The organism is Streptomyces sp. NPDC004788 (assembly GCF_053601115.1).
Genome location: NZ_JBSGBF010000132.1, coordinates 1 through 18615, shown reverse-complemented (window position 1 = coordinate 18615; position 18615 = coordinate 1). Strand labels below are relative to the sequence as shown.

The 18615-nt window shown below is 70.1% G+C and carries 7 protein-coding genes; 2 read left to right on the top strand and 5 right to left on the bottom strand.

From position 1 onward, the window contains the following. Positions 1 to 135: 135 nt before the first annotated feature. The 4 genes from ACWEJX_RS34675 to ACWEJX_RS34660 all read right to left on the bottom strand — a co-directional run bounded on the left by ACWEJX_RS34675 (position 136) and on the right by ACWEJX_RS34660 (position 5688). Complete coding sequence (locus ACWEJX_RS34675) at positions 136 to 933, bottom strand: IclR family transcriptional regulator (RefSeq protein WP_451611396.1); 798 nt, start codon at positions 931 to 933, stop codon at positions 136 to 138. A gap of 26 nt (positions 934 to 959) precedes the next feature. Further along, complete coding sequence (locus ACWEJX_RS34670) at positions 960 to 1676, bottom strand: flavodoxin family protein (RefSeq protein ID WP_451611395.1); 717 nt, start codon at positions 1674 to 1676, stop codon at positions 960 to 962. 361 nt (positions 1677 to 2037) lie between these two features. Further along, a complete protein-coding gene (locus tag ACWEJX_RS34665; protein ID WP_451611394.1) occupies positions 2038 to 3384 on the bottom strand; it encodes an extracellular catalytic domain type 1 short-chain-length polyhydroxyalkanoate depolymerase in 1347 nt (448 codons plus the stop codon). Between the two features lie 816 nt (positions 3385 to 4200). Then, positions 4201 to 5688 carry a hydrolase gene (locus ACWEJX_RS34660; protein WP_451611393.1) on the bottom strand — a complete coding sequence of 496 codons (1488 nt, stop codon included), beginning with the start codon at positions 5686 to 5688 and terminating at the stop codon, positions 4201 to 4203. 446 nt (positions 5689 to 6134) lie between these two features. Here ACWEJX_RS34660 and ACWEJX_RS34655 point away from each other — a divergent pair, with 446 nt between their 5' ends. Both ACWEJX_RS34655 and ACWEJX_RS34650 read left to right on the top strand, forming a co-directional pair. Next, positions 6135 to 13415, top strand: a complete 7281-nt coding sequence (locus ACWEJX_RS34655; RefSeq protein ID WP_451611392.1) for a polymorphic toxin-type HINT domain-containing protein — start codon at positions 6135 to 6137, stop codon at positions 13413 to 13415. 249 nt (positions 13416 to 13664) lie between these two features. Continuing rightward, positions 13665 to 14324 carry a hypothetical protein gene (locus ACWEJX_RS34650; protein WP_451611391.1) on the top strand — a complete coding sequence of 220 codons (660 nt, stop codon included), beginning with the start codon at positions 13665 to 13667 and terminating at the stop codon, positions 14322 to 14324. Positions 14325 to 14432: 108 nt separating this feature from the next. Here the strand turns inward: ACWEJX_RS34650 and ACWEJX_RS34645 are convergent. Then, the coding region (locus ACWEJX_RS34645) for a ricin-type beta-trefoil lectin domain protein (protein ID WP_451611390.1) at positions 14433 to 18615 on the bottom strand (4183 nt) is incomplete at its 5' end.

Here is an 18615-nt window from a genome sequence, read left to right as displayed (position 1 = left end):
GATCCCGGCATGAGCCGGGATCACCGGGGCCGGCCGCCCCGCACCACCGACGAACGCGCCGCCGCACCGCCCTCACCGCCATGCGGGACTTCCAGTCCCGGGGCGAGGGGCGCCCCTCCCATGGACCGGGGAGGCTCAGTCCGCGTAGCCCATCCGGTGGCTGATCTCCTCGGCGCCCCGGACCAGCAGGGGCGCCAGCTCGTGGATGCGCTCCTCGGTGAAGCGGTACGCGGGGCCGGAGGCGCTGAGGGCGGCGAGGGTCTCGCCGTGGTGGGAACGGATCGGGGCCGCGACGGCGTGCAGTCCGATCTCGAACTCCTCCAGCGTCACCGCGTACCCGCGCTCCCGCGCCTCGGCGAGGTTCTTCTCCAGCTTGGTCCTGGCGGTCAGGGTGCGCGGCGTCAGCTTGCGCAACCCGGATGCCGCCAGCACGCCGGCGCGCTCCTTCGCCGGCAGATGGGCGAGCAGGATCTTGCCGCTGGACGTCGCGTGCACCGGGGTGAGCTGCCCGACCCAGTTGTGCGTGCCGACCGCACCCGGCCCGCGTACCTGGTAGAGGTTGACCGCGTAATGCTCCTGCAGGACGGCGATGCTGACGGTCTCGCCGATCTCCTCGCTGAGCCGCTCGCACACCGGCCGGCCCTGCTGGGTGAGGTCGAGACGGCCCGTGACCGCCCCCGCCAGACGCACGAGCCCGAAGCCCAGCCGGTACTTGCCCCGCTCGGCCGCCTGATCGACCAGACCGCGCGCCTCCAGCGCCCCGAGCAGGCGGAACGCGGTCGACTTGTGGACGTCGATCTCCGCGGCGACCTCGCTGACGCCCGCCTCACCGCGCTGGGCGAGGATCTCCAGGACGCTGACGGCACGGTCGACGGACTGGACCCCGTTCGCTGCGGGAGCCTGCGTTTCGCCATATGCCGAGAGGTTGCTCATGGCGCAACTATAAGCAGATCGATCGTTCAGCGGTGCTCGGGGTTCTCGAAGTCGAAGCGGCAGCCGGCGTCCCACTCCGAGCGCTGGTTGCCGTGTGCCGGGATGCCGCCGGAGTCCTTCAGCATCCGGGCCAGGTGCAGCAGGTTCCACGTCATGAACGTGGTGTTCCGGTTGGTGAAGTCGTTCTCCGGCCCACCCGACCCGGGGTCGAGATAGGACGGCCCCGGCCCCGCTTCCCCGACCCAGCCCGCGTCCGCCTGCGGCGGGATCACGTAACCCAGGTGCTGGAGGCTGTAGAGCACGTTCATCGCGCAGTGCTTCGCCCCGTCCTCGTTCCCCGTGATCAGGCAGCCGCCCACGCGTCCGTAATAGGCGTACTGACCCCGTTCGTTGAGGATCGAGGAGCACGCGTACAACCGTTCGATGATCGTCTTCATGACGGAGGAGTTGTCTCCCAGCCACACCGGCCCCGCCAGGGTCAGGATGTCGGCGGCCATCACCTTGGAGTAGACGACCGGCCATTCGTCCGTCTCCCACCCGTGCTCCGTCATGTCCGGCCAGACACCGGTCGCGATGTCGATGTCCACCGCCCTGAGCACCTCGACCTGCACGCCCTGGCGCTCCATGATCCCGGTGCTGATGTCGATCAGGCCCTGAGTGTGGCTGCGCTCCGGTGACCGCTTGAGGGTGCAGTTGATCACCAGGGCGCGAAGGTCCGAGTAGGAGGTTCCGGAGTCGGTCATCGATGTGTCCCCTTGCGGACGAACTGGGTGGTCAGCCGGTCAAGCCATCCGGCTGCCGACGTCGACGACGCCCTCGCTTGGTCCGGCCGAAGATCCGGTCCACTGTCTCGCCTCGTCGGGTGGAAGGACCGGTCGCCGCGCCATCGGTCGCGGAGTCGGTCACCCGATCACCCGCATGGCCCCGCACCGATGACAGGTGTCCCCGACTCGGATCGGCGGAACGCTCTGGCAGCCTGCCTGGCCGGCATCTGGCAGGCAGTTCACCCATGCGCCCACGCGACTTCCCCGTTGTGGTGGAACCTCGCGTGGCCGGCCCGCGAGAGCGCTTCACCCGGAGTGCCCCTGCGGGCCGGCCGCTGTTTCACCCCATCGTCCACTGCTGGTTCGTGCCGCCGCTGCAGGACCACAGCTGGACGGGCGTGCCGTCGGTGGTCCCCAGGCCGGCCACGTCCAGGCAGAGCCCCGACTGCACCCCGGTGACGGTACCGTTCGGGTTGAACTTCCACTGCTGGTTGGACTGACCGTTGCAGGACCAGACGATCACCTTGGTGCCATCGGTGGTCCCCTTGGCGCTGGCGTCCAGGCAGAGCGTGCCGCCACCGACGTTCACGGTCAACTGGTTGGACGCCGTGCGCGTCCAGGTCTGGTTCGCGCCGCCGCTGCAGGCGTGGATCTGCTGCTGCGTGCCCGGCGTCGTGTTCGCGTCGGTCAGGCATTTACCTGCCGCCACCGCACGCAGCGCGCCCGTCGTACCACCAGAGGGGCCTGCGTCCAGCCCCATGAAGTGGATCGCGTCGGCGGCCATCCCCGTGCCCTGGACCGGCAGTTGGTGTCCCGCCCCGGCGATGCTGTACGCCTCGACCTGGGGGGCGCCGACGCTGTTGTTGTACCGGGTCCGGGTCCAGTTGGTCGCGGGGGTGTCGGTGGCCGACGGCGTCTGACTCACGCCGAGGACGTCGGTCCACTGCTTGATCTCCTCGCCGAGGTTGTTGTGGCTCAGGATGGTGTCGGCGGTCCCGTGCCACAGCTGCACACGCGGCCGCGGGCCGGTGTAGCCGGGGTATCCGGTGTTCCGCACCAGGCCGCCCCACTGCTGCGGCGTCATGTGTACCTGGCCTTGGGCGCAGGCCGAGTTCCAGCCGCGCACCGAGCCGGTGGCGAAGCAGTGGTAGGGCACTCCCATGAACGCCGCGCCCGCTTTGAAGACGTCGGGGTAGTCGGCGAGCATCACGTTCGTCATCATGCCGCCCGAGGACTCCCCGGTCACGTACACGGCGTTGGGATTGCCGCCGTAGCGCTGCTGCGCGTAGGTGATCATCGACATGAGCCCGACCGGGTCGCTGCCACCGTTACGGGTCAGCGCCTGATCCGAAGAGACGTCCCAGCAGCTTCCGCTCGGGCTCGTCGAGGGGTAGATGACGAGGAACCCGTACTTGTCGGCCTGGGAGGCGAAGTCGGTGCTCGAGTACATGTAGGGGCCCGTCCCCTGGCAGCCGTGCAGTGCGAGCAGGATCGGCGGGTTGGGCTTGACGTTGTCCGGCACGTACAGGTGCATCAGCAGACCGGTCGGGTTGGTGCCGAAGTTCGTGATCTGGACCAGCGACGCGGCGGCGGCCCGTGGGGCCGCCTGCAGGTTCAGGCCGAGCGCGAGGCCGAGCACGGTGATGACGCCGAGCAGCCGGAACGCGAGCGAGCGGGATCGGGACATGGGACCTCTCCGTCGGGATTGCCAAGAGCGTGAGAAGGTTCCGGCGCCACCACGGAGACAACACCACCGATACTCGTGCCGGTCCACCGCTTCCGTCAACAACCGCGCAACGACCTCGCGGGGGCCGGTCGGGGCCTGCTCCGCCCACCTGCGGACAGGCCGACGACCGGCCCAGGAGCCCGCCATGCGCGGTGAACGCCGCACCTGGGCCGGCCGCCGAGAGCGCAGGAACACGCCCCGGCCACCGCCTCGGTGGCCCCGTGCGCGAGGTACTGACAACGCGCTTCGCCTGAGGGCGATTTTACCGGGCCAGCCTTGGAGAGGCTTGCTCCACGGGAATTGTGAGCGCTAACATCCCCTGGCGAGGGGCCCGGCGCCCACCCATTCCCCTCGATCGTCTCCCGCCCGCATGCTCCGCCTGGCAGGAACGGCCCGGTGGAGCATGCGCTCGCGCGACCACCAGGACGAGGCTCGGCCCTCCGACCGTTCGTCGGTCTCCCAGCCGTGCTCGGTCATGTCCGGCCATACGCCGGTCGCGACGCCGTGGCCGACGGCCGGACCAGCGAGGTCGTCGCGCCCTGGGCGGTCATCACCTCGCGGCTGCGCCCGATCAGGCCCTCGGTGTTGCTCACCTCCGGCGAGCGCTTGAGGGCGCAGTCGACGCAGAGCGAGCTGAGGCCGTCGTAGCGGTACGGGCTGGGGGCATCGACCGGCTCCTCGCGGACCGGGTGACCCTCCCGGCCCGCGAGGAGCGCGCCGCGCGGGCCGGCGCGGCGCGCCCGAACGCGGGAGACGGGCGGTTCGCCCGGCCCGCGGTCAGCCGACGGTGAGCGAGGTGTCGTCGATCACGAAGGAGGTCTGCAGCGTGGAGCCCTCCGTGCCGGTGAACCGCAGCGTCACGGTCTGGCCCGCGTACGCCGCGAGGTCGAAGCTGCGCTGGACGTAGCCGCTCGACGCGTTGAGGTTGGAGTACGTCGCCAGCGTGGAGAGCACCGCGCCGGAGCCGTTCAGGACCTCGACCTTGAGCTTGTCGTACGCCGTGGTCGTGGAGGTCTCGGCGGTGTCGATCCGGGTGTAGAAGCCGAGCGTGGCCGTGGTGCAGCCGGCCGGGATCGTCACCGTCTGGGAGAGCGTGTCGGTGTGGGCGGAGCCGTAGCCGCTCAGCCACGCCTTGTAGGAGCCGGTACGGGCCGGTCGCGCCGGGTCGTTGGTGATGACGCCCGACGAGGCGGTCCAGGCGGTGTCGCCGGACTCGAAGCCCGGGTTGCCGAGCAGCTGCCCCGCGGTGCAGGTCGTGCCGCCGCCACCGCCGCCGGTGGTGGTGGCCTTGGAGAGCCAGTCGGTGGCGTTCAGGGCGAGGGCCGCGTTGGTGCCGGCGGTGTCGTTCCAGCCGTCGTACAGCGTGTTCCCGGACTGGCCGGTGCCGTCGTCGATCGGCGAGCTGTCGCCCCAGACCGCGACCCGGCCGCTGCCGAAGGTGCTGGTCGCGAAGAAGGCGCCGGTGTTTCCGGAGTAGCCGGTGCGGTAGATCAGGCCCTTGACGGAGGGGTTGTCGGCCGGCTTGAGGGTGGCGGTGGTGCCGTTGCGGATGATGCTGCCGGTCACCTTGCCGAAGGCGCCGTTGAGCACCGGGTCGGCGCTGTCGGCGATCGCCCGCGGGTTGTCGGTCTGGATGTTCAGGACGTCGAGGCTGAAGCCGAACGGGTCGGTGTTGTCGACGCCGTTGTCGCTCATCAGGTCGTTGATGATGGCGAGCGCGTCCCAGCCGTCGTTGTTGCGGTCGGCGACCGTGTGGTCGGAGATCAGGAAGAGGCCGCCGCCGTTCTGGACGAACTTCATGACCGCGGTCTTCTCGCTCGCGCTGAGCCGGATGTTGGGCTCGGGCAGCACGAAGGTGTCGAAGTTCTGCAGGTCGGTCGCGGCGGTGGTGCCGTAGGTGATGGTGCCGCCCGAGGGCAGCGTCTTGAGCGAGTAGCGCCCCGTCTTCTGCAGTGCGACGCCCCAGGCGGAGATGGCGCCGGTCCAGTCGGTCTCGACGGAGGGCGACGGGTTCTGGGTGAGCGGGTCGGGCTGGCCGGTGCCGATGATCCAGTCGGCGTTTCCGGCGGTCTCCGCCTTGGAGTTGTCGAAGAGCACGCGCAGCGGCGTGGTGGCCGTGGCCGTGTCCGTGGCGGTGAGGGCGGCGCCGGCCCGGGGCGCGGCCGCTGCGGACGAGCCGAGCAGCGGAGCCGCGGCGGCGGCGAGGAGCGCGCCGCAGGCGGTCAGGGTGGCGAAGCGGCGGGTGGACCTTCTGAGTCCGAGCATCCGTCAGACCTCCGTGAGGGGGTGAGGGGGGAAGGCGGTGCGGGAGCCAATTCTGCGCGCGTAGAACGTCGGGGATCGAACGCCCGGCGCACGTGTTCTTGAACCGTACATGACGAACTGGGGTGGCTGGAACGGCTGGATCCGGGATGGTGGGCGGCCGGAGGATCGGGATCGCCGCAGCAGAAGTCGGATCATTCCTGCGATATCCGGTGATCAACCGCTTTCCGCAAAGTAAAGCCGCCGTCAAATCCGCTGGTCGAGCGTGGTGTTGGAGGCCGGTTGATCCCTAGGGTGCGGATGACCGCGTCGCGTCCCCGCGCGCGGTGACGCCCCGCCGGATCCGGCCGGGCGTCGTTTTGTGCTGCCTGAAAGTTCCTGGAGTTGATATGAGGGCGTGGTATGCCCAGCCATCGATGTGGTCAAGACGCAGAGGAAGACCGCAGTCGGTGGTCCTGACCGCGGTGCTCGCGGTCCTGATCTCCTTCGTCGCCGTCCCCGAGGCGCAGGCCGCCCACGGACCCCACCCCAAGGTGTGGACGCCGCCGAACACCAAGCTGGACAGGACGAAGTCCGTCGAAGGCGCGACGGACCCCGGCGAGCTCGGCGCCTCCGTGGACCCCCGTACCGGGGTCGCCGGCCGCTGGCGGTCGGCCCGCAAGCCGGTGCCGACCGGTTCGGCCACCGTCCCCCTGCCGCACGCGCCCGGCGCCGGCCGCAAGGCCGCCGCGATACGCGCCGGCAAGCTGCCCGTCTCCGTCGCCGACCTCGGCGCGGTGAAGCCCGCGAAACCCGCCAAGTCCGGGTCGAGGGCCGCCAAGGGCGCGAAGTCCGGCAAGTCCGCCACGGGCGCGAAGAAGGCCGCCGGCGGCGCCGCCGGAGCCACGGCCGGGGACTCCGACCCTGCCGCGGACTCCGACCCGGCCGGTCCTGCCTCCGTCAGCGTCACCGTCAGCGGCCCGGCCGCGGGCAAGGCAGCCGGCGCCTTCGGCAACCTGATCACCGTGCGCGGCGCCTCGCCCGCGACCGACGCCGGACGCGCCGTCCGCGTCGAACTCGACATCAACACGCTGCAGGGCACCGGCTCCTGGCGCGACCGCGCCCGCCTCGTACGGATGCCCGCCTGCGCGCTGACCACCCCCGCGAAGGCCGGCTGCCGCACCCGCACGCCTGTCCCGTCCACCCTGGACCCGCGCACCGGCAAGCTGACCGCCGACATCACGCTGCCCGCCACGACGCAGACCGCGAGCACCGGCACCCAGCGCTCCTTCGCCACGTCGTCCACGTCGACCGCGATGGTGCTGTCCGCCGAGCCTGCCACCTCGGGCTCCGGCGGCTCCTTCGCCGCCACCCCGCTCTCGCCGTCCGCTTCGTGGAGCGCCGGATCCAACGCCGGCAACTTCACGTACAGCTACACCTTCTCCATGCCGACCGCGATCGGCGGCGCCGCGCCCAGCGTCATGCTCGGCTACGACTCCTCCACCGTCGACGGCATGACGGCCGCCTCCAACTCCCAGGCGTCCTGGGCCGGTGAGGGCTGGGCCTACACCCCGGGCTTCATCTCGCGGCAGTACAAGCCGTGCCTGAAGAACGGCATCGACATGTCCGGCGACGAGTGCTGGGCGGGCCAGACCCTCAGCCTCAACCTGGCCGGCCACTCCGGCCAGGTCGTCAAGGACGACACCACCGGCGTGCTGCGCCTCCAGGGCGACGACGGCACGAAGATCACCCCGCTCACCGGCCTGAACAACGGCGCCTGGAACGGCGAGGGCTTCAAGGTCACCACGACCGAGGGCACCGACTACTACTTCGGCGCCAACCACCTGCCTGGCGGTGACGGCAGCGACCCGGCCAGCGAGTCGGTCAACACGGTGCCGGTCTATCACCCCAAGTCCGGCGACCCTTGCTACAGCGCCTCCACCGGACTCGCCTCGTGGTGCCAGATGGGCTGGCAGTGGAACCTCGACTACATCGTCGACCTCCACGGCAACCTCATCAGCTACACGTACGACAAGGAGGACAACTGGTACGCCCGGGGTGGCGGCCAGAACAACGGCAACGGCGCCCGCACCAAGTACCAGCGCGCCTCGCAGCCCCACACGGTCTCCTACGGGCAGCGCCTGCCCGAGCAGGTCGCCGCGAAGGGCGGCGTCAAGCCCGCCGTCGTGATGACCTTCACGGCCAAGGAGCGCTGCTTCGAGACGACCGGCTGCGAGCCGGCGGACCGCACCCTCGCGAACCAGAGCCGCTGGAAGGACACGCCGCTCGACCAGCAGTGCGCCGACACCGGCACCTGCACCGTCTACGGCCCGACCTTCTGGACCTCCAAGCGGCTCGCCGAGGTCAAGACCGAGGTCCTCGTCGGCACCGGCTACCGCACCGTCGACAACTGGACGCTGACCCACGGCTGGTCGTACCCCGACGACGCCACCCAGAGCCCCACCATGTGGCTCCAGTCGATCAAGCGCACCGGCTCCAACGGCCTGGCCGCGCTCGACCTGCCTCCGGTCACCTTCACCGGCGTGCAGATGCCCAACCGCGTCGACGAGGTCACCGTCACCGCCTCGCGGTTCAACCGGCCCCGCATGACGGAGATCGTCACGGAGACCGGCGGCCGCATCAACATCGGCTACAAGCCGGTGGAGTGCTCGCGGGTGGCCGGCACCATGCCCGCCGCGCCCGAGACCAACACCATGGCCTGCATGCCGGTCAAGTGGGTCAAGCCGGGCTCGCCGACGGGCACCGCGCCGTCGCTCGACTGGTTCCACAAGTACCTGGTCCGCTCGGTCACCCAGGAGTCCCGCGTCACCTCCGGTGTCGCCCGGGTCACCGAGTACGAGTACGGGGGCGGCGCCGCCTGGCACCGCAACGACTCCGAGTTCGCCGACGACGACACCCGGACGTACGACAACTTCCGCGGCTACGCCACGGTCACCACGACCACCGGCAACGGCACCGACGGCCCCAAGAGCAAGTCCGTCGCCACCTTCCTGCGCGGCATGGGCGGCCAGGTGACCGACACCTGGGGCGGCACCATCACCGACGAGGAGGAGTACGCGGGCTTCGTCCGCGAGACGCAGACCTTCGAGTCGGTCGCGGCGGACGCCAAGGTCCTCAGCGGCGAGCTGAGCACCCCGTGGCGCTCGGAGATCACCTCCACCCACACCCCGTCCGTCTCCGGCCTGCCGAAGGTCACCGCCCGCTTCGTCAACACCGCCCAGGTCCGGGAGCGGGCGCGGCTCGCCGACGGCAGCTGGCGCGAGACCAAGCGCGAAGTCACCTACGACACCGACCTCACCCACGCCGCACGCGTGCAGAAGGTCGACGTCTACGGTGACGTCACCAAGCCCGAGCAGCGCCAGTGCACCGAGACGTCCTACGCCTCCGGCGCCAACCCGATGCTGATCGAGCTCCCGTACCGGGTCCTGACGCTGGCCGGTCCGTGCGGCGCGACGCCGAACGCCGCCAACACCATCGCGGACACCCACAACCTGTACGACAACCAGCCGCTGGGCACGGTCGGCGACCGCGCGCTGCAGACCTCCACCGAGGTGCTGAGCTCGTACAACGCGGACGGCTCGCCGAACTACCGGGTCACGGCCAAGGCCACCTTCGACAAGTACGGCCGCCAGGTCTCCACGACCGACCCGAACACCAAGGACACCGCGCACCCGGACGGCGCCACGACCACGACGGCCTACACGCCGGCCGAGGGCGCGCTGCCGACCTCCGTGGCGGTGACCAACCCGCTGGGCTGGACCTCGACCACGACCATGGATCCGGGCCGAGGCCTGCCGACCCGCGCGGTGGACGAGAACGGGCGCTTCACGGACGAGGACTACGACTCCCTCGGCCGCCTGGTCGCGGTGTGGAAGCCGGGCCGTGACAAGGCCACGCAGTCCCCGAACCAGAAGTTCTCCTACGACCTCAAGATCAACCGCGACGGCCCGGCCGCCATCACCACGCAGAACCTGCGCGAGGACGGCAGCTACGGCACCAGCATCCAGATCCACGACGGCTTCGGCCGGGTCCGCCAGACCCAGGCCATGCCGCCGTTCGGCTCCGTCGGCCGGCTGATCTCGGACGCGATCTTCGACACCCAGGGCCGCGAGGTCCAGACGACCCCGTCGTACTTCAACAACGACTCGGGCCCGACGTCCGTCGTCTTCGTCCCCCAGGACTCGCAGATCCCGGCGCAGACCTGGAACGAGTACGACGCCCTGGGCCGGGTCACGGCCAGCAAGTTCATGTCGTACGGCCAGGAACAGTGGCGGACGACGACGACGTACGCGGGCGCGGACCGGATCGACGTGACGCCGCCGCCGGGCGGGTTCGCGAGCTCTTCGATCATGGACGCGCTGGGCCGCGAGACCGAGGTCCGGCAGTACAAGTCGAACACGCCGACCGGCGCGTACGACGCCACCACGACCTCGTACGACATCGCCGGCCGTCCGGTGCTCCGCAAGGACTCGTCCGGTCACGAGTGGCGGTACTCGTACAACGTGCTCGGCGAACCGACCGGCGGCTCGGACCCGGACGCCGGTGAGACCCGGACCACCTATGACGCGGGCGGCCGGGCCGTCACGACGACGGACGCGCTCGGGAAGTCCATCAGCTTCACGTACGACCTGCTGGGTCGCGAGACCGCCGCCTATGCCGGGACGGACACCACCGACCCGGCGAAGAAGACCATCGAGTGGACGTACGACGCCAAGGCCAAGGGCAAGCTGGACTCGGCCACCCGCTTCGTGAACGGCCAGGCGTACAAGTCGGCCATCACCGGCTACGACGTTGGATACCGCCCCACCGGAACGTCCGTGACGATCCCGGCCAGTGAAGGCGCGCTCGCCGGCACGTACACCTCCTCGCTCACCTACACCCCGGTCCTCGGTCTGCCGAAGACCATGACCCTGCCCGCGGCCGGCGGCATGACCGCGGAGCGGCTGACCAACTCCTACGACGTCGACGGCAACTTCATCGGCTCCAGCGGTAAGTCCACGCTGGTCACCGACGTGCAGTACGACGCCTTCGGCCGACCCGTTCGTACGACGGTCGGCCCGTACGGCTCCCAGGTTGTTTCCTCCCAGCTGTACGACGCGGCCACCGGCCGGGTCACGCAGTCCACGCTGGACAGTCAGCTCGCCGGCAACCACGTCGACTTCACGACCTACACCTACAACAAGGCGGGTTCGCTCACCTCGGCCCGCAACGTGCAGGACGGCACGAGCGTCGACACGCAGTGCTTCACGTACGACTACCTGGGCCGGCTCAGCGCCGCCTGGACCGACAACGGCGGCATCACCACGGCGCCCGCCCCGTCGGTCTCCGGCATCGGCGGCTGCGCCAACCCGACCGAGCCGACCGCGGCCGATGCCGCCGGGCGGGTCGGCGGCCCGGCTCCGTACTGGCAGTCGTACGGGTACGACCTGACCGGCAACCGCACCAAGCTGGTCCGGCACGACCCGACCGGCAACACGGCCAAGGACCAGACGGTCGACCAGACCTTCGCCACCGGTCCCAACACCCCGACCACGGCTCCGGACACGGGCGGCGGCACGGGCGGCCCGCACGCGCTCAAGACGTCGAAGACGACCGTCGGAACCGATGTGAAGACGGCGACGTACCAGTACGACGCCGCCGGCAACACCACGGCTATCACGGACACGTCCGGCACCAAGAAGGTCAACTGGACCGACGAGGGCCAGGTCGCGTCCGTCGAGGACACCGCGAAGGGCACGACGAGCTACGTCTACGACGCGGACGGCAGCCAGCTGATCCGCCGCTCGCCCGGCAAGGTCACCTTGTACGTCGGCGCCGACGAGGTCGTCCTCGACACGGCGACCGGCACGCTGTCCGACACCCGGAGCTATCCGGCGCCCGGCGGCCTGTCCATCACCCGCGTCACCAAGGCGGGCACGGGCAAGCTGTACTACCAGGCAGGGGACCCGCACGGAACCAACGGTGTCCAGTTCGAGGCCGGCACCCTCGCCACCGCTCGTCGCCCCAGCGACCCCTTCGGCAACGCGCGCGGCACCCAGCCGGGCGCCGGTGTCTGGGCGGGTAGCAGCGGCTTCGTCGGCGGCACCATCGAGGAAACCGGCTTCACCACACTGGGGGCCCGCCAGTACGACCCGGTGACGGGGCGCTTCCTGTCGGTCGACCCGATCTTCAGCGCGGGTGACCCGCAGTCGTGGAACTCCTACGCGTACGCCGACAACAACCCGGTCGATCAGTCGGACCCGAGCGGTACGTGTATCCCCGCCGACGACGGTAGCGGGCGGTGCATGAGCGCCGCCGGCTGGCAGCGCTACTACGAGAAGCAAGAAGGAGGCGGAGGCGGTGACGGCGGTGGCACTCCCACCGACGCCGGCACCACCGCGGCGACTCAGCAGGCCAAGAACGACAACGCCGCGAAGCAGGCCGCCGCTGCCGAGGCCCTGCGTCAGAAGCAGGCCGCCGACGAGGCCCTCGCCAAGGCGAAGCAGGAACGCGAAGAGCTGATGAGCAAGATCGTCGACGTCGTCGGCGACCTGATCGGCTTCAACGACGCGCGTGACTGCTTCACCAAGGGTGACGTCATGGGCTGCATCAACACCGCCCTGAACTTCGTCCCCTGGTCGAAGGTCTTCAAGGCGGTCAAGGTCGGCATCAAGGCCTTCAAGCTCTGGAAGGAGGGCGAGAAGGCGTACGACGCCTTCCGAGGTGCTCAGAAGATCGCCCGTGAGGCCGAAAGCGCCATGGTCGCGGCGCGCAAGACAGCCGACGAGGCGGCGGCCGCGGAGGACGCGGCGGTCGCGGCCGAGAAGAAGGCAGCCGACGACGCCGCCAAGTCGGCCGACGAGGCTGGCTCCTGCCCCATCGGCGGTCCGCACAGCTTCCCGGCCGGCACGCCGGTTCAGCTCGCGGACGGCACGACGAAGCCGATCGAAGAGGTCAAGGAGGGCGACCAGGTCCTGGCGACCGACCCGCAGACGGGCGTGACCCGGGCGGAGACGGTCGAGCGGCTGATCACCACGCCGGACGACAAGGACTTCACCGATCTCGTCCTGACGTCGGACGACGGTAAGTCCAGCAAGCTCACCACGACGTGGCACCACCCGTTCTGGGACGCCACGACGCGCCGCTGGACCGAGGCGAGCGAGCTCGCCGACGGCGACAAGCTGCGGACGTCGGACGGCACGCTCATCACCGTCACCAGGGTCCGCAACTACCACGAGGCCGTCGTCACGTACGACCTCACGGTGGACCGCCTGCACACGTACTACGTGCTGGCGGGGAACGCGCCGGTCCTGGTGCACAACTGTGAAACCCTGGGCGACGACGAGGTCCAGGCCAAGCGGGCGCGGGAGATCAACAACGCCGAACCGAGCCAGGCCGACTTCGACATCCACACCACCGCAGTGCTGGACGTCGATGTTCCCGGAGTGGGAGTCAAGAGGCTCGTGGCAGGAAACGGCGAGGGGGGACTGACCCCCGCGCAGATCACCGCGCTCGCCCCGGACGAGATCCACATCGACCCCGAGATGGTGCCCGGCGATCTGCACGCCGAGCAGCGAGTGATCTACGGCGCCAGCAAGCTGAAGGCCACTCCCATCCAGGGAGGGGCGTCACGCAACATCTGCCGCAAGGTCTGTGGCGTCCTGATCTTCGCCACCAAGGGAGCGCCGTTCGGAATGGTTCAGAACGGTAATGGAAAACTGACCTTCCGACTCAAGAGCATGCGCTGGTAACGACTGGTCACTGCTGGTAAATGATCACGTCATGAGAGAAAGGGTCCGCCGGCTCGGCCGGCGGGCCCTTTCCGTTGTTGACGGATGCATGGAGGGTCGTGTAGTGAGGGCGTGTAACGATGACTTCAACTGGAATGAGAATGGCCCGTGGGTGCAACAACCTCTGACCTCGGGGGCGCGCTCGCTCGTGCTCGTGTCGGCGATGTCGTCTCACTGTGGTGCGCTCCCCGAGAGGCCCTGGTCACGCAGGTGAACGCGCACTCGGTGGCCGTGCGATGGCCGTGGAACGAGATCGACCCGGATTCGATGATCCAGTGGAACGGATTGCGCGCCATTCCGCGGACGCCGGACGCACCCGGCCGCGACGAGGAACCATTCTGCGTCGTATCGCCCGCCGAAGCGATCGCGCCGCAGGACGTGTGCGAAGTCGGAATTCCCCGGACTGCCGCTTATGTCGTCGACGTCGAGGAATTCCCGGAGCCGTTGGACGTTGGCTGGCTGCCCCGGCCTCGCGTCTATGTGTCGCTCGTGGCCCACGGAGTGGGGATTTCTCCCTCCGCCGAGGAGATCGGTTTCACGCTGGACCCGGAAGGTGCCGAGCCGGTCCAGTCCGAATTGATCCACCGCCCCTACGCTTTCCTGCGGGACGGTGACGAAGTGGCCGACAGCGAAGGCCGCATGTGGACGTTCTCGGCACCGTGGAACTGGGAAGCGTTCGACAACGGGCCCGGTGCAGCCCCGGTGTGGCCGCTGCAGTTGATCTGCCGTGCGGGAGAGGCCGATCCGCAGGCGGCCGAGACGGTGGCCCGGGCGACCGGCACCGGCACGCACGGCGACGAGATCGCGCGCTGGCTGGAGCGCGCCGGACTCGACGAGGCACCGCAGCTGCCGCCCGCCGTCTTCGAATAGGACCGCGGAGATAATCCTTCGACGGCACCGCGGCACGCGATCGGCCTGCGTCCCTCCAGGGGGCGCAGGCCGATCGTTTTCCGGATCAGACGGTCACGGTCAAGGCGGTCACGTCACCGCGACCGTGTGCCACCTCTGCGCCCGCGTCTGGTTGCAGTCGTACAGCTGCGGCCGCGTCCCGTTCGCCGTCGCACCGCCCGGGAGGTCGAGGCAGCGCCCCGAAGCCGGGTTGTAGATCGAGCCGTCCGGGCGGACGAGCCACTTCTGGTTGACGCCGCCGTTGCAGGACCAGAGCTGGGGCTGGGTGCCGTTGCCCCAAGGGCCGACGCCCGGGGCGTCCAGGCAGCGGCCCAGGATCTGGAGGCTGCCGTCGCCGGCGGCCTTCCAGGCCTGCGCGGCCGAGCCGTTGCAGGTCCATGCCTGGACCGCGCGGCCGTCGGCCGAGACGCCGCCGTCGACGTCGAGGCAGACGCCCGGCGCCATGTCGGAGACGACGGGACCGGCGACGCTCGCCGGGTCGACCGCGTAGTCGTGGACGACCACGTCGGCGATCGAGCCGTTGTAGAAGTTGTTCGCGCGGCCCTGGTACTTGTAGCGGCCCAGGACCAGCGAACCCGCGGCCGCCAGCTTCGTGGTGTGCATGCCGGCCGAGGCGAGGGCGTCGTTGACGTACAGCGTCATCTGGCCGGTCGTGGCGTTGTAGCTGATGGTCAGCTTCGTCCACGCGCCGAGCTGGACCCGCGCCGCGCTGTTGCGCACGTCCGTCTGGTCGTACGGCCAGCCGCCGTTGTCGGCGGTGGCCATGCCGAGGTGCCAGTTGACGTAGCCGTTGCCCAGGGTGGCGGGCCACAGCATGAAACCGCTGGCCTGGGTGTTGTCCTGGCTGATGACCACGCCGTCCGTCAACGCGTTGGCCTTCGTCCACAGCGAGATCGAGAAGGACTTGGTGGTGTCGACCTTGAGCCCGTCGGAATCGATCTCGCCGTCCGTGCCGTTGAACGTCGCCACCGTGGCCGGCGCGCCGTTGACGGTGTCGTTGGTGAAGGTGACGCCGCCCTTGACGGTGCCCGGGAACTTCCCGTACGCGTCCGGGGTCTTGCCGGCCACCGCGGCGGAGAGCCGCATGCGGTCGACGGGCGCGGTGGTGTCACCCAGGTTGGCCGGGGCCTCGAAGCCGGTGACGGCGGTCGCGCTGGTGCCGCCGGCGGTCTTGCCGCGCCAGAACATCAGCTGGTCGCTGCCGGCGGCGACGGCCCACAGGTCAGCGATGCCGTCCTTGGTGGCGTCGCCGACGGTGCCGACCTTCGGGAAGGCCGCGGGCGTCAGGCCGCTGCCGATGACGGACGAGGCCGGGCCCGTGGGGCTGGCGAGACCGGACAGGTCGAGCCGGCCGTCGGCCTTCGTACCGATCGGGTACGAGCGGAGCGTGCCGTCGGTCAGGCTGCGGGTCCACAGCGTCGGCTGCGCCTTGCCGCTCGCCGGACCGGGGTTGAGCAGCTCGAAGTTGCCCCAGTTCCCGGTGTTGGACACCAGGACGGCGTCCGCGTCGAGGCTGTTGATGCTGTTGGAGCGGTACAGCCAGAGGTTGCCGCGCTCGACCGCGAGCACGGCCGTCTGGTCGGCGGCGAGGTCGCCGTCGAAGTCGTTCAGCGTCGCCTTGGGCGCGCCGAGCGCGAGGACCTGGGTGGCCTCGGACCAGTCCGGCACCCATCCGGCCGGGGGCGCGTCGAGCGGGGTGCCGTCGGGCGCCGCGAAGGTCGTCGGCTTGTCCACGGTCGTGTACGTGTTGAACGTGCCGTCGCCCTTGTTGGGGTAGAGGTAGAGGTTCCCCTTCAGCGCCGGGTTGGCCGTGGTGTGCGCGAAGACGTCGTCGACGCCCATGGAGCGCAGCGCGCCGCGGTGCGTGGTCTGCACGTCGTTCCACGTGGTGCCCTGCGGCGCGAGGCCGAGCAGGGCGGCCTGCGCGATGGTCGGATCGCTGTCCGCCGTCATGTGCATCAGGTTGCCCGCGGCGTCCGGCTTGAGGATGTCGCCGCGGCCGTCCTTGTCCAGGTCACCGGGGACGGCGGCGCCCTTCGCCGGGTCCCACGGCACGTAGAAGGTGTACGGGAAGGGCTGGCTGTAGTTGCCCGCCACGTCCATCGCCTGGACGAACAGGACGTTGGTGCCCCAGATCCGCGGCGTGAACGAGAAGCTGCCGCTCGCGCCCCGGACCACGCCCGGGTCGGAGCACTTCCAGCCGGTGACCGGCGTCGGGTCCGTGGTCCAGCGGAAGCAGGCCGCGCCCGAGGCGTTCAGGCCGCTGCCCGGCGCCGGGTCGGTGACGTTCACCTGGAACGTGCCGGTGTCGTTGATCTTCAGCTTCGGTACGACGTTCACCGTGCCGCTCGCCGGGAAGTCGGTGGAGCTGACGGTGACTGCCGGCGGGGTCTTGTCGACGCGGAAGTAGCACCACGCGGTGTCACCGGACGAGAGCCAGCCGTCCCTGACGTTGGCGGTCCAGCCGTACTGGTGGCCGTCCGTGAGGGCGCCGGCCCAGTACTCGACCTCGCCGTAGCTGCCGGTCGGGCCGACGTCCTGCCGGACGCTCCAGTTGGAGTCGTTGTCGTCCCAGATGTGGAAGTTGGTGTACAGCTGGTTGTAGCCGATCGGCGACCAGGTGTTGACCCGCAGCTTGATGGACTGGTTGGCGCCGACCCAGCCCGGGTTGTACCAGGGGTTGCCGCCGGGCGTCTGGCAGTCGTTGTAGCTGCCGCTGTCGGCGAAGCCGGGCGTCGGGACGGTGCGCGGGTACCAGATGGTGGGCGCGATGTCGTACTCGATCGCGATGACGGGGTCCGGGCCGAGGTGGTGACGGTAGTACATGTTGTTCTCGTCTTCACCCGAGAAACCGACCGTCCAGTTCGACCACTTCTGGTCCGCGGCCCGCTGCACCCACCACTTGACGTCGTAGTAGATGTTGCCGTTGCCGGTGATCCACTGCGTCCCGACCTTGTCGCAGCCGTTCATGTAGCCGGTGCCGCAGGGCTGGTTGTTCCAGGTGGCGCCGCCGGGGATCATCGGCGTGTTCCACAGGGCGATGCCCTTGTTGGTGCCCGGGGAGGAGGAGCTGACCACCGAGGCGGTGAGCGTGGCGCTCGCGATCTGGGCGGTGCCGTGCGAACCATCGGCGTACAGCTGGGACGGGATGCCGAGCTGGAAGTACGAGCGGTAGCGGCCGTAACCGGTGCAGTCCGAGTAGCCGCAGTAGCCCACGCCCAGGCTGGAGAGCGTGTTGACGTTCGACGTCGTCGGGTGGTTCTCCTGCACCTGGGCGTTGACCTGGCGGTTGGCCTGGGCGCTCACCGTCGGGTCCAGGTACCAGGGCCCGGTGCCCTTGCCGAAGGTCTTCGGATCGGGCGTCAGGACCAGCGCGTCGGCGCTCGCCACGACCTTCATGGTGGAGACGTTCGCCCCGTCACCCGGCTGCTCGGCCGAGGAGCGGACGCCCGGCACGGGAGCGGCCACGGAAGCGGCCGCGAGGGCTCCGGAGGCCTGCTGCGCCGCCTTCGTCCAGCGCGGCGCGGGGGCCGCGTACGCCGAGTCCCACTGGAACGGGGTCGGGGCGTGCATGCGGGCCTTGCCGTGGCCGTCCTTGAGGACGATGTTGCCGGCGCGGTCGGCGGACAGCTTCAGGCCGGTGGTGCGCACCGGGAAGCGCAGCTCCTTGAGCCGCGGATCGGCGGCGGCCTTCGCCGTCTTGACGACGACGACCTCGCGCCAGCCGCCGTCGGCGAGCGCGGTCAGCTTCAGGTCCACGTCGGGCAGCACCGAGGCGTACGTGGCCGTGGCGCCGCTCAGCGCCGGCTTCGGCAGGGCGAACGGCGCGGTCACCGCGAACCGCTTGCCGTCGTCCGTGGTGATGGTGGCCAGCGGGCCGGTGCCGCCGCCGGAGAGCGCCAGACGGGCGCCGGTCTCCTTCGGCACGACGGTGTTTCCGGGGCCCGCGTGCAGCGTCGGGTCCAGGGTGCGCCAGTGGCCGGCGCGCTTGACCCGTACGGACTGGGCGTGGGTCTTGGTGATGAGCCGGTGGCCGTTCGGGCTGGCGACCGTCTCCGACGACTCCGTGGTCAGGGCGTCGACCGGGACGGGCCTGCCGGTCTCCTTGGCCTTGCGCAGGGCGTCCTGCACGGCCTTGTCGGTGCCGGTGGCGGCCTTCGGCTGCCGGGCGTCGCCCCGGGCGGCGGCGGCCGTCGTGGTGCCACTGGTGGCGGTGGCGGGCGTCGCCGCCACCGCGAGCGGTGCGGCGGTC